This is a genomic window from Conexibacter woesei Iso977N, from assembly GCF_000424625.1.
Classification (GTDB): Bacteria; Actinomycetota; Thermoleophilia; order Solirubrobacterales; family Solirubrobacteraceae; genus Baekduia; species Baekduia woesei_A.
Map to the genome: position 1 here is coordinate 1,536,710 of NZ_AUKG01000002.1, position 25,909 is coordinate 1,562,618.

Annotated in this window: 25 protein-coding genes; 14 read left to right on the forward strand and 11 right to left on the reverse strand. The window is 72.8% G+C overall.

What is annotated here, in order from left to right; genetic code table 11:
• Positions 1 to 26 precede the first annotated feature (26 nt).
• The gene (locus H030_RS0119740; RefSeq protein WP_196809201.1) at positions 27 to 731 is read right to left on the reverse strand and encodes a TetR/AcrR family transcriptional regulator; all 705 of its coding nucleotides are present in this window, start codon (positions 729 to 731) and stop codon (positions 27 to 29) included.
• 196 nt (positions 732 to 927) lie between these two features.
• Between H030_RS0119740 and H030_RS0119745 the strand changes: the two genes are divergently transcribed.
• Complete coding sequence (locus tag H030_RS0119745; RefSeq protein WP_027007370.1) at positions 928 to 1,557, forward strand: hypothetical protein; 630 nt, start codon at positions 928 to 930, stop codon at positions 1,555 to 1,557.
• 67 nt (positions 1,558 to 1,624) lie between these two features.
• On the opposite strand, the gene H030_RS37555 is transcribed toward H030_RS0119745, so the two are convergent.
• Positions 1,625 to 2,266, reverse strand: a complete 642-nt coding sequence (locus H030_RS37555; RefSeq protein WP_051223199.1) for a TetR/AcrR family transcriptional regulator — start codon at positions 2,264 to 2,266, stop codon at positions 1,625 to 1,627.
• A 105-nt stretch (positions 2,267 to 2,371) separates the two neighbouring features.
• On the reverse strand, positions 2,372 to 3,100 hold the full coding sequence (locus H030_RS0119755; protein WP_027007371.1) for a hypothetical protein: 729 nt from the start codon (positions 3,098 to 3,100) through the stop codon (positions 2,372 to 2,374).
• Positions 3,101 to 3,270: 170 nt separating this feature from the next.
• On the opposite strand from H030_RS0119755, the gene H030_RS0119760 reads away from it, so the two are divergent.
• Genes H030_RS0119760 through H030_RS0119785 form a run of 6 tightly spaced genes read left to right on the forward strand, consistent with a single transcriptional unit; the run spans position 3,271 to position 11,782 of the window.
• Complete coding sequence (locus tag H030_RS0119760) at positions 3,271 to 4,665, forward strand: MlaD family protein (protein ID WP_196809202.1); 1,395 nt, start codon at positions 3,271 to 3,273, stop codon at positions 4,663 to 4,665.
• A complete protein-coding gene (locus H030_RS0119765) occupies positions 4,662 to 6,035 on the forward strand; it encodes an MlaD family protein (protein ID WP_027007373.1) in 1,374 nt (457 codons plus the stop codon). The genes H030_RS0119760 and H030_RS0119765 overlap by 4 nt, the downstream gene beginning before the upstream one ends.
• Positions 6,035 to 7,471, forward strand: a complete 1,437-nt coding sequence (locus tag H030_RS0119770; RefSeq protein ID WP_027007374.1) for an MlaD family protein — start codon at positions 6,035 to 6,037, stop codon at positions 7,469 to 7,471. Before H030_RS0119765 ends, H030_RS0119770 begins: the two co-directional genes overlap by 1 nt.
• Complete coding sequence (locus H030_RS0119775; protein ID WP_081690961.1) at positions 7,468 to 8,973, forward strand: MlaD family protein; 1,506 nt, start codon at positions 7,468 to 7,470, stop codon at positions 8,971 to 8,973. Before H030_RS0119770 ends, H030_RS0119775 begins: the two co-directional genes overlap by 4 nt.
• A complete protein-coding gene (locus tag H030_RS0119780; protein ID WP_027007376.1) occupies positions 8,973 to 10,307 on the forward strand; it encodes an MlaD family protein in 1,335 nt (444 codons plus the stop codon). Before H030_RS0119775 ends, H030_RS0119780 begins: the two co-directional genes overlap by 1 nt.
• The gene (locus tag H030_RS0119785) at positions 10,304 to 11,782 is read left to right on the forward strand and encodes an MlaD family protein (protein WP_027007377.1); all 1,479 of its coding nucleotides are present in this window, start codon (positions 10,304 to 10,306) and stop codon (positions 11,780 to 11,782) included. Before H030_RS0119780 ends, H030_RS0119785 begins: the two co-directional genes overlap by 4 nt.
• Positions 11,783 to 11,997: 215 nt before the next feature.
• Here the strand turns inward: H030_RS0119785 and H030_RS33735 are convergent, their stop codons facing one another.
• Both H030_RS33735 and H030_RS0119795 read right to left on the reverse strand, forming a co-directional pair.
• Positions 11,998 to 12,579 (reverse strand): NADPH-dependent FMN reductase, encoded by a 582-nt coding sequence (locus H030_RS33735; RefSeq protein WP_051223201.1) that lies wholly within the window; start codon positions 12,577 to 12,579, stop codon positions 11,998 to 12,000.
• 56 nt (positions 12,580 to 12,635) lie between these two features.
• Positions 12,636 to 13,007: a TOBE domain-containing protein gene (locus H030_RS0119795; RefSeq protein ID WP_027007378.1), complete on the reverse strand. Its 372-nt coding sequence runs from the start codon at positions 13,005 to 13,007 to the stop codon at positions 12,636 to 12,638.
• Positions 13,008 to 13,057: 50 nt separating this feature from the next.
• Here H030_RS0119795 and H030_RS37560 point away from each other — a divergent pair, with 50 nt between their 5' ends.
• From H030_RS37560 to H030_RS0119810, 3 genes are read left to right on the forward strand one after another with little or no spacing between them, the layout of a single operon-like run.
• Positions 13,058 to 13,546, forward strand: a complete 489-nt coding sequence (locus H030_RS37560; RefSeq protein ID WP_027007379.1) for a plastocyanin/azurin family copper-binding protein — start codon at positions 13,058 to 13,060, stop codon at positions 13,544 to 13,546.
• Positions 13,547 to 13,584: 38 nt separating this feature from the next.
• Complete coding sequence (locus H030_RS33745) at positions 13,585 to 14,109, forward strand: RNA polymerase sigma factor (protein WP_051223203.1); 525 nt, start codon at positions 13,585 to 13,587, stop codon at positions 14,107 to 14,109.
• The gene (locus tag H030_RS0119810; protein ID WP_027007380.1) at positions 14,106 to 14,807 is read left to right on the forward strand and encodes a hypothetical protein; all 702 of its coding nucleotides are present in this window, start codon (positions 14,106 to 14,108) and stop codon (positions 14,805 to 14,807) included. The genes H030_RS33745 and H030_RS0119810 overlap by 4 nt, the downstream gene beginning before the upstream one ends.
• A gap of 12 nt (positions 14,808 to 14,819) precedes the next feature.
• On the opposite strand, the gene H030_RS0119815 is transcribed toward H030_RS0119810, so the two are convergent.
• The 3 genes from H030_RS0119815 to H030_RS33750 are packed head-to-tail and all read right to left on the reverse strand — an operon-like array spanning position 14,820 to position 16,155.
• On the reverse strand, positions 14,820 to 15,179 hold the full coding sequence (locus H030_RS0119815; protein WP_027007381.1) for a response regulator: 360 nt from the start codon (positions 15,177 to 15,179) through the stop codon (positions 14,820 to 14,822).
• Positions 15,180 to 15,225: 46 nt separating this feature from the next.
• Positions 15,226 to 15,444 carry a hypothetical protein gene (locus H030_RS0119820; protein ID WP_027007382.1) on the reverse strand — a complete coding sequence of 73 codons (219 nt, stop codon included), beginning with the start codon at positions 15,442 to 15,444 and terminating at the stop codon, positions 15,226 to 15,228.
• A 48-nt stretch (positions 15,445 to 15,492) separates the two neighbouring features.
• Positions 15,493 to 16,155, reverse strand: a complete 663-nt coding sequence (locus tag H030_RS33750; protein ID WP_035128921.1) for a phosphoribosyltransferase — start codon at positions 16,153 to 16,155, stop codon at positions 15,493 to 15,495.
• Positions 16,156 to 16,221: 66 nt separating this feature from the next.
• Here H030_RS33750 and H030_RS0119830 point away from each other — a divergent pair, with 66 nt between their 5' ends.
• Together H030_RS0119830 and H030_RS0119835 are read left to right on the forward strand one after the other, a co-directional pair.
• On the forward strand, positions 16,222 to 17,136 hold the full coding sequence (locus tag H030_RS0119830) for a pseudouridine-5'-phosphate glycosidase (RefSeq protein ID WP_035128005.1): 915 nt from the start codon (positions 16,222 to 16,224) through the stop codon (positions 17,134 to 17,136).
• Complete coding sequence (locus H030_RS0119835; protein ID WP_027007384.1) at positions 17,133 to 18,017, forward strand: carbohydrate kinase family protein; 885 nt, start codon at positions 17,133 to 17,135, stop codon at positions 18,015 to 18,017. Before H030_RS0119830 ends, H030_RS0119835 begins: the two co-directional genes overlap by 4 nt.
• Here the strand turns inward: H030_RS0119835 and H030_RS33755 are convergent.
• Positions 18,014 to 18,382 carry a co-chaperone GroES gene (locus tag H030_RS33755; RefSeq protein ID WP_081690963.1) on the reverse strand — a complete coding sequence of 123 codons (369 nt, stop codon included), beginning with the start codon at positions 18,380 to 18,382 and terminating at the stop codon, positions 18,014 to 18,016. The two genes, H030_RS0119835 and H030_RS33755, sit on opposite strands and share 4 nt — an antisense overlap.
• A gap of 45 nt (positions 18,383 to 18,427) precedes the next feature.
• Between H030_RS33755 and H030_RS0119845 the strand changes: the two genes are divergently transcribed.
• Positions 18,428 to 18,931, forward strand: a complete 504-nt coding sequence (locus H030_RS0119845; RefSeq protein ID WP_027007385.1) for a methyltransferase family protein — start codon at positions 18,428 to 18,430, stop codon at positions 18,929 to 18,931.
• On the opposite strand, the gene H030_RS0119850 is transcribed toward H030_RS0119845, so the two are convergent.
• Together H030_RS0119850 and hrpA are read right to left on the reverse strand one after the other, a co-directional pair.
• The gene (locus H030_RS0119850) at positions 18,928 to 19,311 is read right to left on the reverse strand and encodes a nuclear transport factor 2 family protein (RefSeq protein ID WP_027007386.1); all 384 of its coding nucleotides are present in this window, start codon (positions 19,309 to 19,311) and stop codon (positions 18,928 to 18,930) included. The two genes, H030_RS0119845 and H030_RS0119850, sit on opposite strands and share 4 nt — an antisense overlap.
• Positions 19,312 to 19,359: 48 nt before the next feature.
• Entirely contained in the window at positions 19,360 to 23,229 is a 3,870-nt protein-coding gene (gene hrpA, locus H030_RS0119855; RefSeq protein ID WP_027007387.1) for an ATP-dependent RNA helicase HrpA, read from the reverse strand.
• 84 nt (positions 23,230 to 23,313) lie between these two features.
• Here hrpA and H030_RS0119860 point away from each other — a divergent pair, with 84 nt between their 5' ends.
• Positions 23,314 to 25,896: an NHL repeat-containing protein gene (locus tag H030_RS0119860; RefSeq protein WP_027007388.1), complete on the forward strand. Its 2,583-nt coding sequence runs from the start codon at positions 23,314 to 23,316 to the stop codon at positions 25,894 to 25,896.
• Positions 25,897 to 25,909 lie beyond the last annotated feature (13 nt).

The window sequence follows — 25,909 nt, forward strand, 5'->3', positions numbered from 1 at the left end:
CATGTCTCATCGGCCGCCTTGCAGGCTCATGGCGTGGGGACGGCGCGGGCGGCCGCCGAGCGCGTCACGCGCTGGTACTCGGCCGCCGCGACTTCCGGTCCGACGAAGGGCAGGAGCGCGCTGTGCAGGAGCGACGGGAGCAGCGTGGGCAGCTCGTCCGTGCGCTGGGACGTCACGCGCGAGTAGATGACCTCGTAGATGCCGCCGACGATCGCCTCGACGGCGACGGGCGGGGCGGTGGAGGTCGCGAGCGTGTCGTCCGGCGGAGGCTGGAGGAGCGCCTGGAACGCCTCCATCGCCGCCGAGCGCCGAGCCAGAGCGCGCGGGCCCGCGGCCAGCGCCTCGACGACGCAGACCTGGGCGAGCACCGGCTCGGCGGCCAAGAGGTTGAGGAACGCGGCGAGGCCGCGGCGGACCCGGGAGGTCCACGTCTCGCCGGTCGCGAAGGCCGAGGTGACGCCGCTGAGCAGCTGGTCGAGGACCAGCTCGTAGGCGGCGAGGAACGCCTCCTCCTTGTTGGCGAAGTGGTCGTAGAACGTGCGCCGGGACACGCCGGCGACCGCGATCACGTCCTCGATGCGCATCGCGGCGTAGCCTGAGCGGCTGGCCGCCTGGAGCACCGCGTCGAGGATCCGCTCGCGCTGGTTGGAGACCACGAACGCCCGCGGGAGCCCGTGCCGGCCCGCCGGAAGCTGGTGCGGCGCACGGTTGTGGGAGTTTCTCTGCTCCACGACTCGAAACATACCGCTGTGTCTCACCGTGTGCCAGTGCTCCGCCGATCGCATTGCACCTGGTCGGGGGGTCGTCCGGTCGCTGACCGACCGCTCAAGCCGCGTCACACCATTGCCGCTCGCGGCTCTTAGAGGGAGTGTGGGTCGATCCGGCGGGAAAGCGTGACCGCCGGCCAAAGGAACAACGGGGGGTCAGATGAGGATGCTGAGCGAGGTCCTTTCCGGCGCGCGTGCGTGCCCGCCGGACTGCGCGACGTGCGAGCGGCTGCGTGCAGCCGCCGCGCCTGCGGTGCTGATGACGGGCGGGGCTGAGGTCTCGCTCGCCGACCTGGCGGCGGCGGCGGGGATCCCTGCCGCGGCGGCCGACGGGCACTGCTCGGAGGGTGCGGCGACGGTCGTCGCCGACGCCTACCGGCGCGCGGCAGGGGAGCTCTATGGGGAGTACGCCGCGTCGTTCCGCCTGGCGGACACGTGGTCGGAGAAGCTGGGCGCCGCTCTGGAGCGGCTCCTGCGCCGGCTGGCAGAGGAGCCGGCGATCGCGCATCTGTGCTTCGTCGCGCCGGCGCTTGCCGGCGACGAGCAGCTGCGTGAGATCCGCGAGGCGTTCCGCGCCCGCTACGTGCGCCTGCTCTCAACCGAGCAGGACCGCCATGCCGACGACGTCGAGCTGCTGCCCGAGCTGCAGCTCGAGATGATGGTGTCGGTCGTCTTCCGCACGATCGGCGAGCTGGTCGCCGACGGGCGCGCGCCGGAGCTCCCGGCGTTGTTGGAGGACATCGCGGGCGCCGCGCAGGTGTTCGAGCCGCGGGTGGCCGTCACGGCGTGATCGCCGATTCGTCGCTGGTGCCGCGGCGGGCCTCCGTGCCCGCCGCGCCGCCGGGGCGCCCGCGCGGCTACGACGCTGCGGGGACGAGCCGCTCGGCGGCCAACAGGGTGCAGATCGCCGGCGCCAGGCGCGGGAGCGTCGACGCGCGCCCGTCGATCAGGCGGCGCTGGACGATCCGGTGCACCGCGCCGAGCACGGCGTGGGCGACGTCGTCGTTGCGCAGCGCGCCGGGCGCGCGCCGCTGCGACGGGTCCTGGTACCGGACGACCTCGGTCGCCAGCAGCGTCATCGTCCTCTCGTGGCGCGCGAGCCCGGTCGGGCCGGCGGCGAGGATGTCGACGCAGAGGATGCGCGCGTGCGCGGGCCACGCGGCGAAGTAGCGCAGCAGCGCGCCGAGCGCGGGCTCGAGCGCGGGGCCGGCCTCGACCACGATCCGCAGCGTGTCGTCGCGGATCGCGTCGTAGGTGGCGAGCAGGCACTCCTCGCGGTTGGCGAAGTGCTCGTAGAACGTGCGCCGCGAGGCCTTCGCGGCGACGATGACGTCGTCGACCGTGACGTCGAGGAACCCGTTGACCGCGGCGCACTGCGCCATCGCGGCGAGGATCCGGCTGCGGGCGACCGCGGGCCACGCGCTGGGGACCGCCGCGGCGCCATGGCGCAGGACGACGGGACGGGTGAGCGCGGCGAGCGCTGGGGCGGCGGCGGGCAACGGCGACCTTCCATGATCGGTGGGTGGTGCGGCTGCGCTCCGGGACCCCGAGCGAACGGGATCCCGGAACGCGATGCCTCTACCGGCGGCCTGACGCCGGGGGTGCTACTTGCAGGGCGTCGAGCCGTTGTAGCTGACGCTGCCGCCGGTGCTCAGGGTGGCGGTGGCGCTGTAGGCCCACCTCCTGTTCGACGGGCAGGAGGTCGTGGCGACGTAGTCCTTGGCCCAGCTCTTGCCGCCGAGCGTGACCCTCAGCGTGTCCAGCGTGATCGGGACGCCCGCGACGATCTGCAGCGAGTTCGGCACGGTGAAGTGGACCTTGTAGGACCACTTGCCCGACGTGTCCTTCTTGATCGTGGCCGGGACAGCCGCCGCGACGCGCGCGGGGTTCTGCAGGACGGTCCAGAAGTAGATCCTGTCCTTGCCGCCGTTGACCACGGTGATCTTCGGAGTGGTGGGGACGGTGTCCGCCCTCGCGACGCCGGTGCCGGAGCCCATGATCGACTTCGGCGGGCACTTGCTCGGGCCACCACGACCGAGCGTCGCAGCCGAGCAGCTCGGGAACTTGCCGCCGTTGTAGAGGCCGCCCTTCGGGATGTTGACGTCGCCCGCCGTGATGATCGGGTGCTCGACGTCGCCGGTGGTGACCCACTTGGCGTTGAACGTGAGCTTGACGCCCTTCGGCCTGGCCTTGGTCCCGGCCTTGTTCGGCGACACGGTCGCCGTCGCGCTGAAGGTCGTCGGCGACGACGACTGCGCGATGGTCGGGGCGACCTCGACCGCTGCCAGCGCGAGTGCGCCCAGCGCCGCGGTCGGGATCAGGTACTTGCGCATCGAGTCTCTCCTCGTTGGTTCTGCGACGCCGGGGACCGTATCGTCTCCGGAGCCCGCCTGCAAACAGGCGTGTCTGCAATATGAACGCCGACGCGGACGGGAAGTTGCGGTCCCCGAGGCCCCGCCGGACATGGGCGCGACGGTTCTCCGTTGCCCCTGCAAACGACCACGTGTACATTGCCGACATCTCGACCGCGGTCCGCCATCCGTCCCGGGCGCCGCGCATGCTGGCGGTCCTTGCCCTGTTGCTCGTCGCAGCGGTGCTCGGATGGCTCCTGCTGCGCGGCAGCTCGCATCACTATCGCCTCGTCTTCAGCAGCGCGGGTCAGCTCGTCAAGGGCGACCTCGTGCGCATCGGCGGCACGCCCGCGGGCAAGGTCACGTCGGTCGGCCTCAGCGACGACGACCAGGCCGAGATCGACATCGACGTCGACAAGGGCTACGGCCCGCTGCACGAGGGCACGAGCGCGACGATCCGCGCCGAGGGCCTGACCGGTGTGGCGTCCCGCTACGTCGACATCAGCCCGGCCTCGCAGACGCGCCCGACGCTCGACGACGACGCGCTGATCCGCGGCGACAAGACCACGTCGATCGTCGAGATCGACCAGCTCTTCGACACGCTCGACCCGAAGACGCGCGACGGGCTCAGGGGCCTGATCCGCGGCTCGGCCGACTGGTACGACGGCAGGGAGTCGGCGGCCAACGTGTCGGCCCAGCAGGTCCCGAGGACGCTGGCCGAGCTGAGCCAGGTCGCCGACGAGATCACCTCGGACTCGGCGACCTTCGAGCAGTTCCTGGTCAAGACCGGCGACGCGCTCGGCACCGTCGCCGATCACCGCGACCAGCTCACCGGCCTGGTCTCCAACACCCAGCAGACCGCCGACGCGCTGGCCTCCGACACCGCATCGCTGTCGACCGCGCTGCACGAGGTGCCGACGGCGCTGGAGAGCGGCAGCGACGCGTTCGAGCAGCTGCGCCCGGCGCTGACCGACCTGCGCAAGCTGACCGACTCCACCCAGGCCAACACGAAGGACCTGAAGTCGTTCCTGGAGGACCTGACCCCGGTCCTGCACGAGGCGACGCCGACGATCGGCGAGCTGCGCAGGATGTTCGCGCAGCCCGGCGCGGCCAACGACCTGCTCGACGCGCTCAAGGACCTGCCGACGATCGGCAAGGAGAGCGACAGGGCGTTCCCGGACGGCCGCAAGGCGCTGAGGCAGTCGACGCCGATCTTCTCCTACGCGCGCCCGTACATCCCCGACATCGTGTCGTGGGTCCGCGGCTACGGCAGCGCGGCGGCGACCTACGACGCCAACGGCCACTACATCAAGACCGTCCCGGTCTTCAACGCCTACACCTTCAGGGACGACGCCAACGGCGGCACGCTCACGCCGCGCCCGGCCGACGAGCGCGGCAGCAGCCCGGCGCTGTCGACCGGCAACCTCGCGCGCTGCCCGGGCGCCTCGACCCCGGCACCCGCAGACCGGTCGACGGTGTTCGTCGACCAGGGCCCGCTGGCCAACACCGACTGCAACCCGGCCGAGACCGTGAGGGCGAACGGATGAGCATCCGCCGCCGGCTCGGCCTGAGCGTCATCGTGATCGTCGTCTTCGCGCTCGTTGGCGCGGCGCTCGGCGCGGGCGGCGACAGCGCCTCGGGCGGCTACCGCGTCCGCGCGGTCTTCGACAACTCGAGCTTCGTCATCAAGGGCGAGGACGTGAAGATCTCCGGCGTCAACGTCGGCACGATCGACGGCCTCGACGTCGACAGCCACCACCGCGCGGTCGTGGTGCTGAAGATCACCGACCCCGCGTTCATCCCGTTCCGCAAGGACGCGACCTGCCGCGTCGGCCTGCAGTCGCTGATCGGCGAGCAGTTCGTGGAGTGCTCGCCGACCCAGCCGCGCGGCGGCGACCGCGCCCCCGCGCCCGAGCTGCCGAAGGTCCCCAAGGGCCAGCCCGGCGCCGGCCAGCACCTCCTGCCGGTGTCGCAGACCTCGTCGCCGGTCGGCCAGGACCTGCTCAACGACATCATGCGCGTGCCCGAGCAGCAGCGCCTGCCGTTGATCATCAACGAGCTCGGCGCCGGCCTGACCGGCAACGGCGAGGCGCTGGCCGCCGCGCTGCGCCGCGCGAGCCCGACGCTGCAGAAGGCTGACAAGCTCGTCGCGATCCTCGCCGACCAGAACCGGACGCTCGCGAAGCTGACCGACGACTCCGCGACGATCCTCGCCCCGCTGGCCCGGCACCGCAAGGACCTGACCGGGTTCATTAAGAACGCCGGGACCGCGGGTGCCGCGACCGCGCGCCAGGGCGACGCGCTGGAGCAGAACTTCGCCAAGCTGCCCGCGTTCCTGAGGGAGCTCGGCCCGGCGGCCGACCGCCTCGGCGCGCTCGCCGACCAGGCGTCGCCGACGATCGACGCGCTCGACGCGCAGGCGTCGTCGGTCAACCAGACGACCGAGGAGCTCGGACCGCTGAGCACGCAGGCGACCGGAGCGCTGAAGACGCTCGGCAGGGTCGCCGACCAGGGCCGCGAGACGCTGCCGAAGGCCAACAGGGTCGTCACGCAGCTCGCCGACCTGGGTGTCCCGCTGCAGCCGCTGGCGCAGAACCTCGGCGCGCTCTCGTCGAGCTTCGACAGGAGCGGCGGCATCGAGTCGCTGATGCGGTTCATCTACTTCTACACCGGCGCGATCAACGGCGAGGACGCCTCCGGGCACTACACGCGCGCGGGGCTGTCGTTCGGCAACTGCGTGACACGCACCCCGGACTTCGACCCGACCAGCAACTGCCTGGCGAAGTTCGTCGACACGATCGCCAAGCCGGCTCCGAAGGAGACCGGCGCGACCGCGGCGAGCGTCAAGGACGCTGCGACGCCGTCGGCCAACACCTCGTCCTCGCTGCTCAGCTACCTCCTCGACGGGGGCAAGTGATGGGTCGCCGCCGCAACATGTCGATCGCCGCGAACCCGATCCTGATCGGCGGCGTGACCGTCCTGATGGTCATCGTCGCGGTGTACCTGTCCTACAACGCGAACCACGGGCTGCCGTTCGTCCCGACCTACAAGGTCAACGTCGTCATCCCGAACGCCGACGGCCTGATCGCCGGCAACGAGGTCCGCATCGGCGGCGAGCGCGCCGGCGTCGTCAAGAAGATCGACGCGCTCTCCAACAGGGACGGCTCGACCGCCGCCGAGCTCGAGCTGGGCCTCGACGCCAACACGTCGCACCTGCCGGTCGACACGGTCGTGAAGGTCCGGCCGAAGTCGTCGCTGGGCCTCAAGTACGTGGCGATCACCCGCGGCAGCTCGTCGCAGCAGATCGCCAGCGGCGGCACGATCACCGTGCCCAAGTCGCAGGCGCCCGCGGTCGACATCGACCAGTTCTTCAACATGTTCGACGAGCAGACGCGCGAGGGCTCGGCCGGCAACCTGCTCGAGTACGGCACCGGCTTCGCCGGCCGCGGCGGCGACATCAACACCGCCCTGCAGAACTTCGACCCGCTCGTCAGGCACGGCGAGCCGGCGCTCGACAACCTGCTCGCCGCACGCACGCAGCTCGACCAGCTGTTCCCGGCGCTCGGCCGCGCCGCCGGCGAGGTCGCGCCGGTCGCCACGACCCAGGGCGAGCTGTTCGGGAACCTCAACCACACCTTCGCCGCGCTGGCCGACAACAGCAGGTCTCTGGAGGAGAGCATCGCGCTCGGCCCCAAGGCGCTCGACGTCGCGTCCGAGGCGCTGCCCGCGCAGGCCGGCTTCGAGGAGGACTCGACCGAGCTGTTCCGGCGCCTGAAGGAGCCGTTCAGGCAGCTCGCCGCCGCCTCGACGCACCTCGCCCCGGCGTTCAAGGCCGGCACGCCGGCGCTGAAGGTCTCGCCGCAGCTCAACGCGCGCGTGGTCCAGACGCTCGACGCGCTCGACGCCTTCGTCAGCGACCCACGCGTCCTGCCGGCGCTGCAGAGGCTGACCGAGACCGCGAACCTGCTCGACCCGATCATCGCGTTCGCCACGCCGGCCCAGACCGACTGCAACTACCTGTCCTTGTTCTTCCGCAACCTCGGCAGCTCGCTCTCGGAGAGCGACACCGTCGGCACGTTCCTGCGCACCGATCCGGTCGTCGCGGGCCAGAACCTCAACTCGGAGGCCGGCCCGGCGTCCGCGCCCGCCAACTCGCCGGATCCGCCGAACGCGAAGTTCCAGGACCAGTACCTGCACGCCAGCCCGTACCCGAACACCGCCGCGCCGGGCCAGCCGAAGACGTGTGAGTCGGGCAACGAGCGCTACGTGAGGGGCAGGACGGACATCGACGCGTCGCCCGTCAACCCGCCGACGACCAAGGTCGACCGCACGAGGCCGGAGCCGGCGCGATGAGACGCAACCAGAGGCTCGGGATGCCCCCGCTGCGCGCGGGCCTGCTGACCATCTTCCTGGCGCTGCTGGTCGCGTACTTCGGGTTCACGAAGGCGATCCCGTTCCGCCATCACTTCGAGATCCAGGCGGTCGTCAAGAGCTCCACGTTGCTGCGGCCGCACTCGCCGGTCCGGATCGCGGGCGTCAACATCGGCCAGGTCGTCAAGACCGAGCGCTACAAGAACACCGACGACGCGCTCGTCACGATGCGCATCGACGACAGCGGCCAGCCGCTGCACCGCGACGCGACGCTGAAGATCCGGCCGCGGCTGTTCCTCGAGGGCAACTTCTACGTCGACCTCAAGCCGGGCACGCCGTCGGCGGGCAGGCTCTCCGACGGCGGGCTGATCCCGATCACGCAGACCGGCACACCGGTCCAGCTCGACCAGGTGCTGACCGCGCTGCAGACCGACACGCGCGGCTCGCTGCAGAGGGCGCTGAAGGGCCTCGGCACCGCGTTCAACGGGGAGCCCACCGCGGCCGACGACGCGGCGCAGGACCCCTCGGTGCGCGGGCTGACCGCCTCGCAGGCGCTGAACAAGACGCTGAAGACGAGCCCGCAGGCGCTGCGCGACACCGGCCGGGTCGCCGGCGCGTTCCTCGGCCCGAGCAAGCACGACCTCTCCAAGACGCTGGCGGGCCTGACGAGGGCGATGACCGCGCTGTCGGACAACGACACCGCGCTCGGCGACTTCCTGACCGACTACAACGCGACCGTCCAGACGACCGCCGACCACTCGGCGGACCTGACCGCCTCGGTCAAGGAGCTGGGTCCGACCGCGAGGAACGCGGCCGAGGCGTTCGACCAGCTCAACCAGGCGCTGCCGGGCACGCGCAGGTTCGCGCGCGAGCTGGCCGCCAGCCTGCCCGAGCTGCCCGCGACGATCGCCGCCGCCAAGCCGTGGCTGGCGCAGAGCAAGAGGCTGCTGAGCGATGAGGAGCTCGGCGGGTTGTTGAGGCGGTTGAGCCCGGCGACGAGCGACCTCGCCCAGCTCGGCCACGCGACCCGCGAGTGGCTGCCGCACATCGACGAGTTCAACCGCTGCGTCACCAACGTGATCCTGCCCACGGGCGACATCAAGGTGAACGACGGCGACCTGTCGGCCAACACGGAGAACTACAAGGAGTTCTGGCGCGCGATGACCGGCCTCGCCGGCGAAGGCCAGGGCTTCGACGGCAACGGCAACTACCTGCGTTTGCAGGCCTCGCACGGCAGCAGGTCGATCATCACCGGCAACACCAACATGTCGGACTTCCCGTTCATCGGCCAGCCGACGTTGCCGCCGCTGCGCACGCGGCCGGCCTACGGCAACCAGCTGCCGGTCATGACGCGCTCGGTGCCGTGCTCGCAGAGCCCGGTGCCGAACGTCAACGACAGGTCCTCGACCGGCCCGGCCGACGGCTCTGCGTCGTTCGCCAAGGCGCCGAGCGACAAGGCCGTGCAGGGCGGAGGCGCCGGCTGATGCGCGTCCGCGGCCTGCGCAAGCAGCTCGGCAACGCCGTCTGGCTCGTCGCGATGATCGCGACCGGCCTGATCGTCGGCTCCTACCTGCTCGCCCACGAGCGGATCGCCTGGCCGTCGTGGGTCCCGGGCCTGGGCAGGGACTACTTCTACGTCAACGCGAAGTTCACGACCGCGGCCGGCGTGCTGCCGGGGCAGGGCAACGCGGTGACGATCGCGGGCGTCAAGGTCGGCGAGATCTCGGGCGAGAAGGTGCAGGACGGGCAGGCCGTCCTCAAGCTCCGCCTCGACGCCAAGTACGGGCACGTCCATCCGGACGCGACGCTGCTGCTGCGCCCGAAGACCGCGCTGAAGGACATGGTCGCCGAGATGGATCCCGGCACCAAGGGCCCGGAGCTGAAGGACGGCGACACGCTCGGCGTCTCCTCGACCGAGCCCGACGTCAACCTCGACGAAATCCTCGCCGGCCTCGACGGCGACACGCGCGCCGCGCTCGTCTCGCTGCTGCAGAACGGCGGCGAGGCGCTCGACGGGCAGGGCGGCAAGGAGCTGTCGGCGACGTTCAAGCGCTTCGAGCCGCTCTCGCGCGACGCCGCGCAGGCCAGCAAGCTCGTCGCCGAGCGGCGCGTCAAGTTGAGGACCTTGATGGGCAACCTGTCGTTGTTGGCCCAGGAGCTGGGCGACAGGGACAGGGAGCTCGGCGAGTTCGTCAACTCCAGCGCCGCGGTCTTCCGCCACTTCGACAACCAGAACCAGGCGCTCGGCGAGACGCTGTCGCTGCTGCCCAGCACGCTGCAGAAGACCAACGTCGGGGTCGGCAAGTTGAACAACTTGGGCAGGTCGCTCAACAGGGGCCTGAGGGACCTGCAGCCGACGGCCGACGCGCTCGGACCGGCGCTCAAGGCGACCCAGCCGTTCCTGAAGCAGACGACACCGGTCATCAGGGACTCGCTGCGCCCGTTCTCGGTCGAGGCGCGGCCGACGGTCGACAAGCTCGTCCCGGCCTCCACGCACCTGGCCAAGGCCACGCCCCACCTGGACACCTTGACCAAGATGTTGAACGACCTGCTCGCCGAGCTCGCGCACGACCCGCCCGGCGACGGTGTCCACGGCAACTCGTACCTGTACTACGTGCCCTGGGCCAACCACAACAGCAACTCGGTCATGGCCGCGCAGGACGGGCTCGGCCCGGTCCGCCACAGCCTGATCCTGTACCCGTGCCAGGCGCTCACGGCGCTCAAGGCGTTCAGTTCCGGCAGGGACAACCCCACGCTGGGCGCTGAGCTGCAGCTGCTCGGCGTGCCCGCCCCCGGATCCTGTGGGAGGGCCGGATGATCAAGACCGTCCCGACCCTCGGCCGCATCGCGGTGATGGCGATCTTCGCGCTGTCGAGCTTCGGCGCGTGCCTCTACCTGTGGATGGCCTTCGGCGGCGCGTCGCCGCTGAAGGCCAAGGGCTACCGCGTCCACATCGCCTTCCCGGAGGCGACGCAGCTCGCCAACCAGTCCGACGTCCGGATCTCCGGCGTCAGCGTCGGCAAGGTCATCAAGTTGGCCCCGGGCAGGGACAACCGGACCGAGACGACGATCGAGCTGAAGAACAAGTTCGCGCCGATCCCGGCCGACAGCCGGGCGATCCTGCGCGTGAAGTCGCTGCTCGGCGAGACCTACGTCGAGCTGACGCCCGGCAACCGCAAGGGCCCGAAGCTCGCCGACAACGGCACGCTGAACCCGGGCCAGGTCGCGCCGACCGTCGAGCTCGACGAGATCCTCTCGACCTTCGACACCAAGACTCAGAGGGCGTTCCAGACCTGGATGGAGTCCCAGGCCGCCGCGGTCCAGGGCCGCGGGCCGGACATCAACGCGTTCTTCGGCACGCTGCCGGGCTTCACCGAGAAGTTCGACAGGCTGTTCGAGACGCTCGACGCCCAGGACGCCGCGACGAGCAAGGCGATCGCCTCGACCGGCGAGGTCTTCAACGCGCTCAGCGAGCGCGAGGGCGAGCTGCGCGGGCTGGTCACCGACTCCCAGCGCCTGTTCCAGGTCACCGACGAGCGCAACGACGACCTCGCGAGGATCTTCCAGCGGCTGCCGCGCTTCGAGCGCGAGAGCACCGAGACGCTGCCGCTGCTGACCGACTTCGGCAACCACGCGCGGCCCGCGATCAGGCAGCTGCAGCCCGCCGCGACCGCGATGGAGCCGGCGTTCACCGCGCTCAACCAGCTGTCGCCGCAGTTCCAGGGCTTCTTCGGCCAGCTGCAGGACGTGGTCGACGCGTCCGAGAAGGGCCTGCCGGCGTTCAACAGGATCTTGAAGAACCTGCCGCCGCTGCTCGACGACTTCCAGCCGTTCCTGAGGAACGCCAACCCGATGGTCAGGTACATCGGGCAGAACAAGCGGGAGGTCACGGGCTTCTTCGCCAACGTGACCGCCTCGTCGCAGGCGTACGACCTCGGCGGCCAGACGGTGGCGACCAACTACAACCCGCACTACGTGCGCACGTCGCAGATCCTCAGCCCCGAGACGCTGAGCTTCTATCCGCACCCGCTCGGCACGTCGCGGCTCAACCCCTACACGGGCGCGGGCCAGACGCTCGACCAGCTCAAGAACGGCGCGAGCATCTTCGGGACCTGCCCTTCGGGCAACGTCGCGCTCCCGACCGACGCGTCGCCCTCGACGCTGCTGCCGCTGATCGAGCCCTACGTCTTCCGGACGCCCGACAAGAACGCGGTCGCCGCGCCGGCCTGCAGGACGCAGGGCAACTACCCCGGCTTCTCGACGGCGTTCCCGCAGCTGACCGCCGAGCCCTGATCAGCGGTCCCGACCGCTTGACAGCGGCCTCCCGGTCTGGTGCAATCCTGATCGAGAGACGGACCCGTGTCTGGACCGGCACAGGACCTCTCCATGCAGCATCTCCTCTCTTGAGCACCGGCCTCACATAGGCGCGTGGGGCGCCACTCGGCCGGACCATCGGGAGGACTCACCGGGGAGCCTGCCCACCCCCGAGGGCAGGCTCCCCGGCGCATTTAACGCCCGATGGGCGGCGGGCCGAGAGGCTCGCCGCTCAGGGCTGTTGCGTATCCCAGGACGGTGTCCAGCAGCTCGCCGGCGCGGATCAGCGCGTCGGGGGAGGGGATGCCGTCGGTGAAGTCACGTGAGGTCAGGTAGAGCGACGTCGGCGTGGTCGCCGCGCCGAAGAACGTGAGGATGTCGCGCAGGTGGCGGTCGGCGCCGAGGAAGTGGTGGTCGCTCGCGCCGATCGCGGCGATCGCGGTCGGCTTGCCGCGCAGCGCGGGGACCGGCACGTGGTCCAGGAGGTTCTTCAGCGCGCCGGTCAGCGAGCCGCGGTAGGTGGGCGTCGCGAGCACGACCGCGCCGGCAGCGGCGATCGCGTTGACGGTCGCCTCGACGTCCGGGCCGGCCTCGGCCGGCGGGCGGCCGTCGGCGAACGGGATGTGCTGCGTCCCGAGGTCGAGCGTGACGACGGTCAGGCCGGGGTGGCGCTCGGCGGCCGCGTCGGCGGCGTCGCCGAGCGCGCGGTGCAGGCGGCCGGGCGGCGTGACCGAGCCGAGGACGATCGCGAGCGTGGACGGGGTGACGGGCGGCATCGCGCAAATCTCTACCAGATCGGTAGAGAAAACGCGCGTACGCCGCGCGCCGGGCGCTAGGCCTCGACGATCACGTTGGTGGACTTGATCACCGCGGTCGCGGCCATCCCGGGCTTCAGCCCCAGGTCCTCGACCGCCTCGCGTGACATCAGCGACACGACGCGGTACGGCCCGCAGGCCAGGTCGACCTGCGCCATCACGCCGTCGGCCTGGACCGCGACGACCACGCCCGCGAGCCGGTTGCGGGCGCTCGTGCGCTCGCTCGTCGAGCGCTCGCGCAGCAGCTGGGCGAGCGCGTCGGCCTGCAGGTAGCGCTGCCCGCCATGGCGCTCGAAGACGATCCGGCCGTCGCGCTCCCACCGCCGCAGCGTGTCGACGCTCACCCCGAGCGCCGCGGCCGCGGCGCCGATCCGGACCATGTTGTCCATGACGTCGAACCTACCGGGAAGGAACCGCCGCAACCGGGGTCTTCCTGAACATGACCGGCCGCCGCACCGTCCTCGCCCCGCTCGCCGCCCTCGCACTCGCCGCCGCTGCGGCCGGCTGCGGCAGCAGCGGCGGCGGCTCGTCGTCCACGGGCTCCAGCAGCGGCGCCTCCAGCGGCGGCGGCTACGGCAGCGGCAGCAGCGCCAAGGCGGCGACCACCACCAGGGCCGCGCCGGCCTCGTCCTCCAGCGGCGCCCTGAAGATCAGCGCCGAGGAGTCCAACGGCCTGTCGTTCGACAAGAAGACGCTCAGCGCCAAGGCCGGCAGGGTCACGATCACGATGGCCAACCCCTCCGGCGACAACCAGCCCCACGGCGTCGCGATCACCGGCGCCGGCGGGGTCGCCAAGTCCGGCCAGGTCGTTCAGCCGGGCGGCACCTCGACCGTCTCGCTGGACCTCAGGCCGGGCAGGTACACCTTCTACTGCCCGGTCCCCGGCCATCGCCAGGCCGGCATGGAGGGGACGCTCACCGTCCAATGACCCCGCAAGCCGCGCTCGCGACAGCTACCGTCTCCCCGATGCCCGGGGCCGGCCTGCGCCCACTCGACCCGCAGCGACTCGGCGACCACGTCGACCGCCTCTACCGCGCGGCGCTCGCGCTCTGCGGCAACCGCCATGACGCGGAGGACCTCGTGCAGGAGACCTACGCACGCGTGCTCGCCCGGCCGCGCTTCCTCCGCCACGACGACGACCTCGGCTACCTGCTCCGCGTGCTGCGCAACACGTTCCTCAACCGCCTCCGGACCCAGAAGCGCAGGCCCACGCCGCTGGAGCTCGACGACGAGCGCGACGCGATCGGCCGCCCCGGCGACCCGCGCCACCCCGAGGCCGCGCTGGAGGTCTCCGAGCTGCTGCAGGCGATCGCCGCGCTGCCCGACGACCAGCGCGACGCGGTCGTGGCGATCGACATCGTCGGCCTGAGCTACCGCGAGGCCGGCCGCGCGCTCGGCGCCAAGGAGGCGACGATCACCACCCGCCTGCACCGCGGGCGCACGCGCCTCGCCAAGCTCTTGCAGACCACCAACCCCACCACCCTGCGATGACCGACCGACGCGACCACGACCACGATCCGCTGCTGAGCGACGCCGAGAGCGAGGCCGTCGGCCGCCGCATCCGCGCGCTGGCCCGGGACGTCGAGGCGCCGCACGCGCTGCGCGCCCGGGTCGCGGAGCTCCAGGACGCCGCGGGCGCCCAGCGGCGGCGCGGCGGTGGCGGACCGGCATGGCTCCGGCGCCCACGCATCGCGCTGCCCGCGCTCGGAGGCACGCTGACCGCCGCCGCCGTGGCGGTGGCGCTGATCGTCGGCGGCGGCGCGGCCGGCCCGACGGTCGACGACGCCGCGGCGCTCGCGCTCGCGCACCCGACCACGGGCGCGCCGAAGGTGGTCGGCGTGACCGACCTCGATGCGCGCGTCGGCGGGATCACGTTCCCCAACTACGGCTACGAGTGGCCGAAGTGGAAGGCGACCGGCGCGCGCCACGACACGGTCGGCGGGCGCGCGGCGACGACGGTCACCTACAACGGCCCGAAGGGCGACGTCGGCTACACGATCGTCGACGGCAGGCCGCTCGCGACCCCTGATCACGCACGGCACGTGACCAAGGCGGGCACGGACTACGCGATCTACATGAAGAACGGCGCGACCGTCGTCACCTGGCGACAGGACGGCCACACCTGCGTCCTCGCCGGGCGCGGGCCCGGCGTGGAGTCCCAGCTGCTGAAGTTCGCCAGCTGGGAGTAGACCCGATCGGGTCTAGGCGACGACCTTCTCGATGGCGGTCAGGACGCGCTGGGCCTGGAACGGCTTGGCGATGAAGTCCTTGGCGCCGGCCTTGACGGCCTCCAGCACCTTCGACTCCTGCGCGAGCGCGGAGCACATGACGACCCTCGCGCTCGGATCGATCGCGATGAGCTCTTTGAGGGCGGTCAGGCCGTCCTTCTCGGGCATCGTGATGTCGAGCGTCATGACGTCGGGGCGCAGCTCCTGGTAGCGCTGCACGGCCTCGATGCCGTTCGCGCCTTCGCCGACGACCTCGTGCCCTCCGTTCTGGAGCACGTCGATCACCATGCGACGCATGAAGGCGGCGTCGTCAACTACGAGAATGCGGGCCATGTCCTCCCGGTCGTCGGCCGAGGGGACAGAAACCTGAAAGGGGGTGTCAGGCCACGACGTCGAGCAGGCTCTGGAACGAGTCCTGCTGGGCCTGCATGACGCGGGCCTGGACGTCGATCGACACGCCCGCGAGCGTGAGGTTGACCGCCGGCGTGGCGAGGTCCTGCGCGTCGGGCGAGATCGATCCGGCGACGAGCTGCGCGCCGGAGGCATCCGCCAGCATGCTCGCGGCGTCGATGCCGCTGATCGTCGGACCGATGTCCATGGGACGGAGGATCGGCGCAACGGCCGCCCGCGCGCAAGGGGCGCAGGCTCAAGATCGGCGGATGGTCGAGGCGACCGTCTCGTCGCCGACCTCGGTGAAGTCGTCGTACCAGGCGCCGACGGCCTCGAAGCGGGGAGGCGTGCGCGGGCAGATCACCGCGTCGGCGTCGCGCGCGACGAGCGCCGCGCCCTCGGCCGAGCCGACCGGCGCCGCGGCGATCACGTGCGCTGGGCCGAGCGCGCGCAGCGCCGCGAGCGCGACGCGCATCGTCGCCCCGGTCGCCAGCCCGTCGTCGACGACCACGACCGTGCGCCCAGCCACCGCCGGCGGCGGACGGCCGTCGCGGTAGCGCCGCTCGCGGCGGTCCAGCTCGGCGCGCTCGGCGGCGAGGACCGCGACGACCTGGGATTCCGTCAGATGGGCGGTGAGCACGACGTCGTCGTTGACGACCGTCGCGCCGCCGCTGGCCAGCGCGCCGAACGCCAGCTCCTCGTGGCCGGGGACGCCGAGCTTGCGCACGACCAGGACGTCGAGCTCGGCGCCCAGCGCGGCCGCGATCTCCGCGCCGACCGGGACGCCGCCGCGCGGCAGCGCCAGGACCAGCGGCGTGGTGGCGGCGCCCGCGCCGGCCGCGCGGGCCGCGCCGACGGCGCGCGCGACCTCGGGCGCCAGCGCGCGCCCGGCCGCGCCGCGATCCGCGTAGCGCTCCATCGCACCCATCCCGGTGCCCGCGTCGCCCAGTGGTCAACCGCGATCCGCCGCTACCGTCCGGGGCTCATGATCACCGTCGCACCCGAAGTCGCCGAGGCGCTCGCGGCCGGCCAGGCCGTCGTCGCGCTCGAGTCCACCATCGTCTCCCACGGGCTGCCGCGCCCGCAGAACATCGAGATCGCCCGCCAGATCGAGCAGGCGGTGCGGGACGGCGGCGCGGTCCCGGCGACGATCGCGCTGGTCGACGGCGAGGTCCGCATCGGCCTCGACGACGAAGCGCTGGAGGCGATCGCCACGCGCGACGACGTCGTCAAGTGCAGCGCGCGCGACCTGCCGATCGCCGCGGCCCGCGGCGCGACCGGCGCGACGACCGTCGCCGCGACCGCGCACCTGGCCGCGGAGGCCGGCATCGGCCTGTTCGCGACCGGCGGGCTCGGCGGCGTGCACCGCGAGGCGAGCGAGACGTGGGACGAGTCCGCCGACCTCGTCGGCCTGTCGCGCACCGACATCTGCGTGGTCTGCGCGGGCGTGAAGTCGATCCTCGACATCCCGGCGACGCTCGAGCGGCTCGAGACGCTGGGGATCGGCGTCGCGGGCTACAGGACCGACAAGTTCCCGGCCTTCTACCTGACCGAGAGCGGCTACGAGCTGCCGTGGCAGCTCGACTCGCCCGAGGAGATCGCGGCGGTGCTCGGCGCGCGCGGCGAGCTGGGCCTTGACGGCAGCGCGCTGGTGATCGCCAACCCGCTGCCCGTGGATCAGCAGCTCGACCCGGAGCTGCATGCGCGCGTGCTGAGCGAGTCGCTGGCGGCGGCCGCCGCCGAGGGCGTCCGCGGCCGCGACGTCACGCCGTTCCTGCTCGCGCGCTTCCACGAGGGCACCGGCGGCGAGTCGCTGCGGGCCAACGTCGCGCTCGTCCTCGCCAACGCCCGGCTGGCGGGGGAGATCGCGGCGGCGCAGGCGCGGGCGCTCGACGCGTGACGATCGTCGCCGTCGGCGACCTGATGGTCGACGTCGTCGCTGCGGCCGCCGAGCCGCTGGCGCACGCGTCCGACACCGAGGCGCGCGTGCGCTGGACCGGCGGCGGCGCGGCGGCGAACGTGGCGGCATGGCTGGCGGAGCAAGGTGTAGGCGTTGCGCTGGTCGCGCGCGCCGGCGACGACGTCGCGGGCCGCGGCGCGGTCTCCGAGCTGCGCGAGGCGGGCGTCGACGTCCATGTCGGCGTTGATCGCGAGCGCGCGACCGGGACCTGCGTCGTGGTCATCGGCGCCGACGGCGAGCGCACGATGCTGCCCGACCGCGGCGCCAACCTCGCGCTCGCGCCTTCCGATCTGCCGGCCGGGCTGTTCGCCGCGGGCAACCACCTGCACCTGAGCGGCTACGTGTTGCTCCACGACGGCCCGCGCGCCGCAGGCCTGCGCGCGCTGGAGCTGGCGCGCGCCGCGGGCATGACGATCTCGGTCGATCCTGCGTCGGCGGCGCCGCTGCAGGCGACCGGCGTCGAGCACGTGCTGCGGTGGATCGCCGGCGCCGACACGCTACTCCCCAACCTCGACGAGGCCCGCGTCCTGACCGGCGCGGACGACCCCGAGGCCGCGGCCCGCGCGCTGATCGAGCGAGCGGGCGCGCGCGAGGTCGTCATCACGCTCGGCCCCGCCGGCGCGCTCTGGACCGACGGCGCCGACACGATCCGCATCGCCGCGCCGAGCAGCGACCCCGTCGTCGACACGACCGGCGCCGGCGACGCCTTCGCCGCCGGCTGGCTCGCCGCCCGCGCCACCGGAGCCGACCCGCGCGCAGCGCTCAGCGCCGCCTGCGCCCTCGGCACCCGCGCGGTCGCCCGCGCCGGCGCGCGGCCCTAGGCCTCGTCGTCGTCCTCGTACGCGGTCTCCTCGGGGGCCGACGGCGGCGTGTCGCCCGGCTCGCGGGCCTCCTCGAGGACGCCGAGGATCTCGCCGACGCGGCAGACGAGCAGTCGCTCCTCGTCGACCTCGACCCAGGCGCCGGCCGCGGCGTGGAAGACGACGTGGTCGCCCGGGGCGATCGGCATCCGGACCCCGACGTGGTCCCACCAGTCCAGGCCCTGCCCGACCGCCAGGACGATCCCGTGCTGCGGCGGCGGCTCGTTGGAGCCGGCCGGGACGAGCAGGCCGGAGCGGCGGAACCGCTCGGGCTCCAGCTCCTTGATCACCACGCGGTCGAAGAGCGGACGGAGGAAGTGCTTCATCGCCGCCCAGCGTAGTCGCCGCGGCCTCCGTCAAGATGCGCCGCGATGCAGCGCGGACGCCGCCGGGCCCTGGTCCTCGGCAACATCCTGTTCTTCCTCGCCGGCCCCTGCCTGGAGGCGGGCGTCGGGCCGTACCTGCTGGTGGCCGTCGCCGGACGCGACGACACCGACCCGACGACCGGCCCGCGCGTCTGCGGCGCGCTGCTGATCGCCGCGGCGCTCGGCGTCCTGCTCGACGTCTTCGTCCGCTTCGTCCGCGACGGCGCCGGGACGCCGTCGCCCGCCGCGCCGACGACGTTCCTGATCTCCGGCGGCGTCTACCGCTTCATCCGGAACCCGATGTACGCGGCGACCGCGTCGATCGTCTTCGGCGAGGCGCTGTTCTTCAGCCAGCCGATCCTGTTCCTCGCCGCGGCCGTCTACGTGGTCACGACCGCGTCGCTGGCGCACTTCGTCGAGGAGCCGCGGCTGGCCCGCCGGTTCGGGTCCTCCTACGAGGACTACCGGCGGGCCGTGCCCGGCTGGGTCCCGCGCCCCGGCGTCCGCTAGGCCGCGGCGGCGACCGGCGTCTCGAGGAAGCCGACGACCTCGCCGAGGCGCCCGTCGGGACGGACCGTCGCGAAGTCGTGGCCGATCGCCACGACGTCGCCGCCGGCCGTGGGCACCAGGTGCCAGACGAACCGGACGTGGTCGCCGACCGTCTCCGGCCCCGCGGCCAGGACGAACCGGTGGCCGGGGAACTGCTGCTGAGCGGCGCCGATCATCGCGTCGATCTCGTCGCCGCCGGCGCCGGCCATCATGGGGTCCTTGTAGGTCGCGTCGTCGGCGAAGGCCAGCGCGACCAGCGCCCGGCGGCGCTCCGGCACGCCCTCGTTCCAGGCGTCCAGGTAGTGGTTGATGGTCTCGGTGATGGAGGGGGAGTTGGTCATGGCCATGATCCTGCCGCCGTCACGGCGCCCTGGCGATGACCTCCGAGGTCATGCTGCCGAGTCCATCACCCTGCGGATCCGCTTCGCGCTGACCTGCCCGCGGACGCCGAGCGCCTGCGCGAACTGGGCGACGCGCAGCTCCTGGATCAACCACCCTGCCTCGGTCAGCCCAGCCGGGACCGGCTTGCCGTCGTTGGTGTAGGCCTTGATCCGCGTGCGCAGCTCGGCCTCCAGCTCGCGGACGGCCGCCATGCGGTCACGGTCGACGGCGATGACGTCGGGCAGCCGCTCCAGCCGCCGCTCGGCCGCGTGGAGGTAGCGGACGACGTCGCCGAGCCGGTAGGCGCCGGTCGCCGCGACGAAGCCGGGGTAGACGAGGCCGCCGAGCTGCTCGGCGACGTCCTGGCGCGCGTCGCGGACCTGCGGGGCGACCATCGTCTCCATCCGCCGGTGCAGGTCGGCGCGGGCGCCGAGGATCTCGACGACGTCGCGCATCACGACCGACGTGCGCGCGCCCAGCGACCCGGCGACGTGGCCGCGCAGCCTCGCGAAGCCCGCCGCGTCCCAGGCGGGACCTCCGGCCTCGGCCATCAGGACGTCGGCCGCGGCGGCCATCGCGTCGTCGACGACCGCGGCCAGCGAGCCGTGCGGCGCGGCGGCGAGCAGCAGCTGCGCGCGGTTGTCGAGCCTGCCGATGACCTGGCGCGCGGGGGAGGGGATCGTCAGGAGCAGCAGGCGGCGCGTGCCGAGCGCCATCGTGGCGTCGGCCGCCGCGCGCGACTCCATCATCTTGACGTCCACGTGGTCGCCGCGGTCCACCAGCGCCGGGAACGCGCGGCCGGCGTCGCCGACGCCACGCAACGCGATCTCGCGCGGCAGCTGGTCGAAGCCGTCCCACCCGGTCAGCCCGAGCCGCTCGTAGCCCGCGGTCGCCGCGCTCAGCGCCGCGCGCAGCTGCGGCTTGACCTGCTCGCGCACCGCCGCCAGGTCGGTGCCCTGGGCGACGACGACGCCATGCTCGTCCTCGATCGAGAACGTCATCTTGAGGTGGTCGGGCAGCGCGGCGGGCGCGAACGCCTCGGCCGGGACCAGCGTGCCCTTCAGCGCGCTGACCTCGCGCGCGAGCACCTCGGTCAGCGGTCCCGAGCGCGGCTTCATGCGTGCCACGGCGAGCGCCGCGGTCTCGGGCACCGGCACGAGCGGCCGGCGCAGCTCCTTCGGCAGCCCGCGCAGCAGCGCGGTCACCAGCTCGTCGCGGAAGGCCGGGACCAGCCACTCGAAGCCGACGGCCCTGACCTGCGGCAGCACGGCCAGCGGGATGTGCACGGTCACGCCGTCGCGCTCGGAGCCCGGCTCGAAGGCGTAGGTCAACGGGAACGTGCCGTCGCCCTGGCGCCACGCGGTCGGCCGCCCGGCGCCGTCGAGCGCGTCGCGCGCCTCGGGCCGGACGAGCAGCTCCAACGTGTAGGTCAACAGGTCCGGCTCGCTGCGCCGCGCGTCCTTCCACCAGCGGTCGAAGTGCGCGGCGCTCACCACGCGCTCCGGGATCCGCTGCGCGAAGAAGTCGTAGAGCACCTGGTCGTCGACCATGATGTCCCGCCGCCGCTCGCGCTGCTCGAGCTTGTCGATCTCTTCGAGCATGCGAGCGTTCTCGGCGAAGAAGCGGTGGCGCGTGTCCCAGTCGCGCTCGACCAGCGCGCGGCGGATGAACAGGTCGCGTGCCAGCTCCGGGTCGATCGCCGCATAGCCGACCCGGCGCCCGCCGACGATCGGCAACCCGTACAACGTGACCCGCTCGGTCGCGACGACCGCGCCGCGCCTGCGCTCCCAGCGCGGCTCGGAGTACGTGCGCTTGACGAGGTGCTCGGCCAGCGGCTCGACCCACGCCGGCTCGATCTTCGCCGCGGTCCGGCCGAACAGCCGCGCGGTCTCGACCAGCTCGGCGACCATCACCCACGCGGGCTGCTTCCTGGCCAGCGTCGAGCCCGGGAAGATCGAGAAGCGCGCGCCGCGCGCGCCCACGAACTCGCGCTTCGCGCCGTCCTTCATCCCGACGTGCGAGAGCAACCCGGACAACAACGCGACGTGGATCTGCTGCGGCTCGGCCGGCGTCTGGTTGCGGGTGACGCCCAGCTCCTTGCTCGCCTGGCGCAGCTGGCCGACGAGGTCCTGCCACTCGCGGATGCGCAGGAAGTGCAGGTACTCGGCCTTCATCCGCTTGCGGAACTGCGATCCGCTCAGCTCCTTCTGCTGCTCGCGGACGTAGGACCAGAGGTTCAGGTACGCGATGAAGTCCGAGTCATCGTCCTTGAAGCGCGCGTGCGACTGGTCGGCCTGCGCCTGGAACTCGCTCGGCCGCTCGCGCGGGTCCTGGATCGACAGCGCGGCCGCGATCACGACGACCTCGTCGACGCACGAGAGCTTGTCGGCCTCGATGATCATCCGCGCCATCCGCGGGTCGACCGGCAGCCGCGCGAGCTTGCGCCCGACCTGCGTCAGCCGCCTGCCCGCGGGCGCGTCCGGGTCCAGCGCGCTCAGCTCCACGAGCAGGTTGACGCCGTCGCGCACCTGGCGCGCGTCCGGCGGGTCCAGGAACGGGAAGTCGCCGACCGCGCCGAGGTCCAGCGCGGCCATCTGCAGGATCACCGACGCGAGGTTGGTCCGCAGGATCTCCGGATCGGTGAAGCGCGGGCGCTCGGCGAACTCCTCCTCGTCGTAGAGGCGGATGCAGATGCCGTCCGACGTGCGCCCGCAGCGGCCCTTGCGCTGGTCGGCCGACGCCTGCGAGATCGGCTCGATCGGCAGCCGCTGGACCTTCAGCCGCGCGCTGTAGCGCGACATCCGCGCGAAGCCCGGGTCGACCACGTACTTGATCCCCGGCACGGTCAGCGACGTCTCGGCGACGTTGGTGGCCAGCACGACGCGCCGCTTGCGGTGCGGCTGGAAGACCTTCTGCTGCTCCGCGGTCGACAGCCGCGCGTACAAGGGAAGCACTTCGAGGTTGTTGTCGTCCTTGTACCGGCCCCGCAGCGCGTCCGCGGTGTCGCGGATCTCTCGCTCGCCGGACAGGAACACCAGGACGTCTCCATCGCGCGACGCGCGCAGCAGCTCGTCGCAGGCGTCGCCGATCGCCTCGGGCTGGTCGCGGTCCTCCAGCGCGCGGTAGCGCGTCTCGACCGGGAAGGTGCGACCGGACACCTCGACGATCGGCGCGTCGCCGAAGTGCGCGGCGAACTGCCCGGGGTCGATCGTCGCCGACGTGATGATGAGCTTCAGGTCGGGCCGCTTGGGCAGCAGCTGGTGCAGGTAACCGAGCAGGAAATCGATGTTCAACGAGCGCTCGTGGGCCTCGTCGATGACGATGGTGTCGTAGCGGCGCAGCAGCCGGTCGTGCTGGATCTCGGCCAGCAGCAGGCCGTCGGTCATCAACCGCACCAGCGTGTTCTCCGACGACTTGTCGTTGAACCGGATCGCGTAACCGACGGCGTCGCCGAGCGGGACGTCGAGCTCGTCGGCGATCCGCTGCGCGACGGTCCGCGCGGCCAGCCGCCGCGGCTGCGTGTGCGCGATCGTCCCGCGGATCCCGCGCCCGAGCTCCAGGCACATCTTCGGGATCTGCGTGGTCTTGCCCGACCCGGTCTCGCCGGCGACCACGACGACCTGGTGGTCGCGGATCGCCGCCATCAGCTCCTCGCGCCGGCCGGAGACCGGGAGCTGCTCCGGGTAGGTGATGTCCTGCGGGACCGCGGCGCGGCGCCTGTCGACCCGCGCCGCTGCGGTCGCGAAGTCGCGGTCGAGCCTCGCCAGCGCCCTGTCGTCCTCCGGATGGCGGCGCGCGCGGTCCAGCCGCCGCGCGAGGCGGTGCGCGTCGAGCAGCGTCAGCTCCTCCAGGCGGTCACGAAGCTCGGCGAGCGGCACGACCCTCCAGGATACGAGGACACCGCCGCGTCACCTGGCCGCATGTGGCAGCGTTGCGGGTGCATGGGGAGATCGGTGCGGGCGATGGTCATGGCAACGGCGGCGGCGCTGGCGTGCGCGGCGCTGGGCGGAACCGCGTCGGCGGCGTGGACGCCGTCGGTGGTGGGGGAGGCGCCGCAGGGCAACGGCGTCTTCCGCTTCCCGCAGGCGGTGGGGGTGTCGCCGGGCGGCCAGACGGTCTTCGTCGGCGACCAGAACTCGAGCGTCGTGCAGGCCTTCGGGCCCGACGGCCAGTTCAAGTTCGCCTTCGGCTACCAGTCGGTGCGCGGCGAGAACGGGCGGCTCGGACCGGTCGGCGGCGTGGCGACCGACCGCTCCGGCCACGTCTACGTGCTCGACTCCCAGAACGAGCGCGTCCAGGTCTTCGACCAGTCCAGCGGCGCGTACGTCACGACGTTCGGCGACAGGACCGTCTTCGACCTGCTCGGCGGCAACCCGGACACGTCGATCGGCGGCGGGCGCAGCGCGTCGGGCATCGCCGTGGCCCAAGCGCCCGGCCAGCCGCCGGTGGTCTACGTCGCCGACCAGGGCAACGAGCGCGTCGCGCGCTTCGTCCTGGACCCGGCGACGCTGAGGCCGAGCGCCGCGCCGTCGTTCTCGCCCGCGGCCGTGGACCTCTCGGCGCCGCAGGGGATCGCGCTGAACCCCGCGGGCACGCTCGTCTACGTCGCCGACGACGACCACCACCGGATCGTCGTGCTCGACGCGACGTCGCTGGACCAGGTCGGCGCGGTCGGGACGTTCGGCACCGGGCCGGGCCAGCTGCAGAACCCCTACGACGTGGCGGTCGACTCCCACGACCCCAACCGCCTGTTCGTCGCCGACAACCTCAACAACCGCGTGGACGTCTTCGACGCCGGGTCGCTGGCCTTCCTCGGGACGATCGGCGCGCAGGGCTACGGGCCGGGCACCGGCAACATGGCGATCATCCGCTCGGTCGGCGCGCTCACCGACACGCCGGGCGGCGGCGTCGACGTCGCCGACACCGCCAACGACCGCATGCAGGCGTTCGACGTCAACAACGGGATCCGCTCGATCTGGGGGATCAGCGGGCGTGGCCCGGGCTACTTCACGCGGCCGGAGGGCGTGGCCTTCGCGCCCGACGGGACGATCGCGGTCGCCGACAGCTTCGACGAGCGGATCGGGCTGATCGCGGCCGACGGCACCTGGGCCGGGCTGCGCGGCCAGGTCAGCGCCTCCACCGGCTTCGCGACCGAGGGCAGCAACCCGGGGCAGTTCGACCTCCCGCACGACGTCGCCTACGACGCGGCCGGGAACCTCTGGGTCGCCGACTACGGCAACGACCGCGTGCAGGAGATCGGGCCGGGCGGCAATGTCATTGCCATGGTCGCGGTCGCGCGCCCGCTGGGCGTCGCGGCCGCGCCGGGCGGGGGCGTCTACGTCGCCGGGTCGAGGGACGGCGTGGTCGTCCGGATCGACGGCGCCGGGAACGCCACGACCGTCCGCTCCGGCCTGTCGCACCCCGCTGCCGTGGCGGTCTCGCCGGACGGCACCGCGTTCGTCGCCGACGACACCTCGGTGCGCGCGGTCGACGCCGGCACCTCCGTCGCCGCGCCCGGCGGCGGGACGACGTGGGACCACCCGTCCGGCCTCGGCTTCGGCCCCGACGGGTCGCTGTACGTCGCCGAGCAGCGGCCGGGCACGGCCGACGGCGCGCGCGTCGTCAGCGCGCCGAGCGCGACGAGCAGCTCCTGGACGACGATCGCGACCGAGGGCGCGGGGCCCGGCCAGGTCGTCGATCCCGGCGGCCTGGCGGTCAGCGCCGACGGCGGGACCGTGCTGGTCGCCGACACCGGCGGCGACCGCGTCGTGCGCCTCGACGCCGACGGCCACGCGCCGCCCGCGCGCAGCGACCTGACCGTGAGCGTCGGCGGCGGCATCGACCGCGGCACGGTCGTCAGCGACCTGCCGGGCATCGCCTGCGTCAGCGACTGCGAGCAGCACTACGGCACCGGCCGCACGGTCACGCTGACCGCCAGGCCGCGGGCCGGCTCGGTGATCGCGAGCTGGACCGGCGTCTGCTCGGGCAGCGGGCCGACGTGCCTGGTGAGCATGGGCGGCGACCGCCAGGCCGGCGTGACGTTCGCGCCCACGCCGCCGGCGCCGCCGGCCGTCGTGGCGCCCGCGCCGAGGCCCGCCGCACCCGCGCCCAGGCCCAAGCCCGCGCCGGTCGTCCTGCAGTCGGTCCGCCTCTCGAAGCACACGCTGTACACCGCGCGCAGGGCGAACAGGCGCAGGCACGTCAGGGCCCGCAGGGCGACCCACGCGACCGCGACCGTGCGGCTCACGCGCCCGGCGACGGTCACCGTGCGCGTGCTCTACGGCCTGCCCGGCCGGCGCGCCGGCTCGTCCTGCGTCGCGCCGACGCGCAGGAACCGCAAGGGCCGGCCCTGCACGTACTTCATCAGGTCGACCCGGAGCAAGACCTACAAGCCGACGACCAGGACCATCGCCTTCAGGGTCAGCTCGTCGTTCGGCGCGGGGCTCGCGCTCGGGCGCGGCAGCTACGAGCTGTCGGTCACCGCGGTCGACGCCGAGGGCAACCGCTCCGGGCCGCGCACGGTGAGCTTCAAGGTCCCCGGGTAGCGTTCGCGGGGCC

Bases quoted from the DNA above. Each gene is read 5' to 3' on its own strand.
- H030_RS0119745 (WP_027007370.1), top strand. From the start codon at position 928: ATGAGGATGCTGAGCGAGGTCCTTTCCGGCGCGCGTGCGTGCCCGCCG.
- H030_RS0119755 (WP_027007371.1), bottom strand. From the start codon at position 3,100: ATGCGCAAGTACCTGATCCCGACCGCGGCGCTGGGCGCACTCGCGCTG.
- H030_RS0119765 (WP_027007373.1), top strand. From the start codon at position 4,662: ATGAGCATCCGCCGCCGGCTCGGCCTGAGCGTCATCGTGATCGTCGTC.
- H030_RS0119770 (WP_027007374.1), top strand. From the start codon at position 6,035: ATGGGTCGCCGCCGCAACATGTCGATCGCCGCGAACCCGATCCTGATC.
- H030_RS0119775 (WP_081690961.1), top strand. From the start codon at position 7,468: ATGAGACGCAACCAGAGGCTCGGGATGCCCCCGCTGCGCGCGGGCCTG.
- H030_RS0119780 (WP_027007376.1), top strand. From the start codon at position 8,973: ATGCGCGTCCGCGGCCTGCGCAAGCAGCTCGGCAACGCCGTCTGGCTC.
- H030_RS0119785 (WP_027007377.1), top strand. From the start codon at position 10,304: ATGATCAAGACCGTCCCGACCCTCGGCCGCATCGCGGTGATGGCGATC.
- H030_RS33735 (WP_051223201.1), bottom strand. From the start codon at position 12,579: ATGCCGCCCGTCACCCCGTCCACGCTCGCGATCGTCCTCGGCTCGGTC.
- H030_RS0119795 (WP_027007378.1), bottom strand. From the start codon at position 13,007: ATGGACAACATGGTCCGGATCGGCGCCGCGGCCGCGGCGCTCGGGGTG.
- H030_RS37560 (WP_027007379.1), top strand. From the start codon at position 13,058: ATGACCGGCCGCCGCACCGTCCTCGCCCCGCTCGCCGCCCTCGCACTC.
- H030_RS33745 (WP_051223203.1), top strand. From the start codon at position 13,585: ATGCCCGGGGCCGGCCTGCGCCCACTCGACCCGCAGCGACTCGGCGAC.
- H030_RS0119810 (WP_027007380.1), top strand. From the start codon at position 14,106: ATGACCGACCGACGCGACCACGACCACGATCCGCTGCTGAGCGACGCC.
- H030_RS0119815 (WP_027007381.1), bottom strand. From the start codon at position 15,179: ATGGCCCGCATTCTCGTAGTTGACGACGCCGCCTTCATGCGTCGCATG.
- H030_RS0119820 (WP_027007382.1), bottom strand. From the start codon at position 15,444: ATGGACATCGGTCCGACGATCAGCGGCATCGACGCCGCGAGCATGCTG.
- H030_RS33750 (WP_035128921.1), bottom strand. From the start codon at position 16,155: ATGGAGCGCTACGCGGATCGCGGCGCGGCCGGGCGCGCGCTGGCGCCC.
- H030_RS0119830 (WP_035128005.1), top strand. From the start codon at position 16,222: ATGATCACCGTCGCACCCGAAGTCGCCGAGGCGCTCGCGGCCGGCCAG.
- H030_RS33755 (WP_081690963.1), bottom strand. From the start codon at position 18,382: ATGAAGCACTTCCTCCGTCCGCTCTTCGACCGCGTGGTGATCAAGGAG.
- H030_RS0119845 (WP_027007385.1), top strand. From the start codon at position 18,428: ATGCAGCGCGGACGCCGCCGGGCCCTGGTCCTCGGCAACATCCTGTTC.
- H030_RS0119850 (WP_027007386.1), bottom strand. From the start codon at position 19,311: ATGACCAACTCCCCCTCCATCACCGAGACCATCAACCACTACCTGGAC.
- H030_RS0119860 (WP_027007388.1), top strand. From the start codon at position 23,314: ATGGTCATGGCAACGGCGGCGGCGCTGGCGTGCGCGGCGCTGGGCGGA.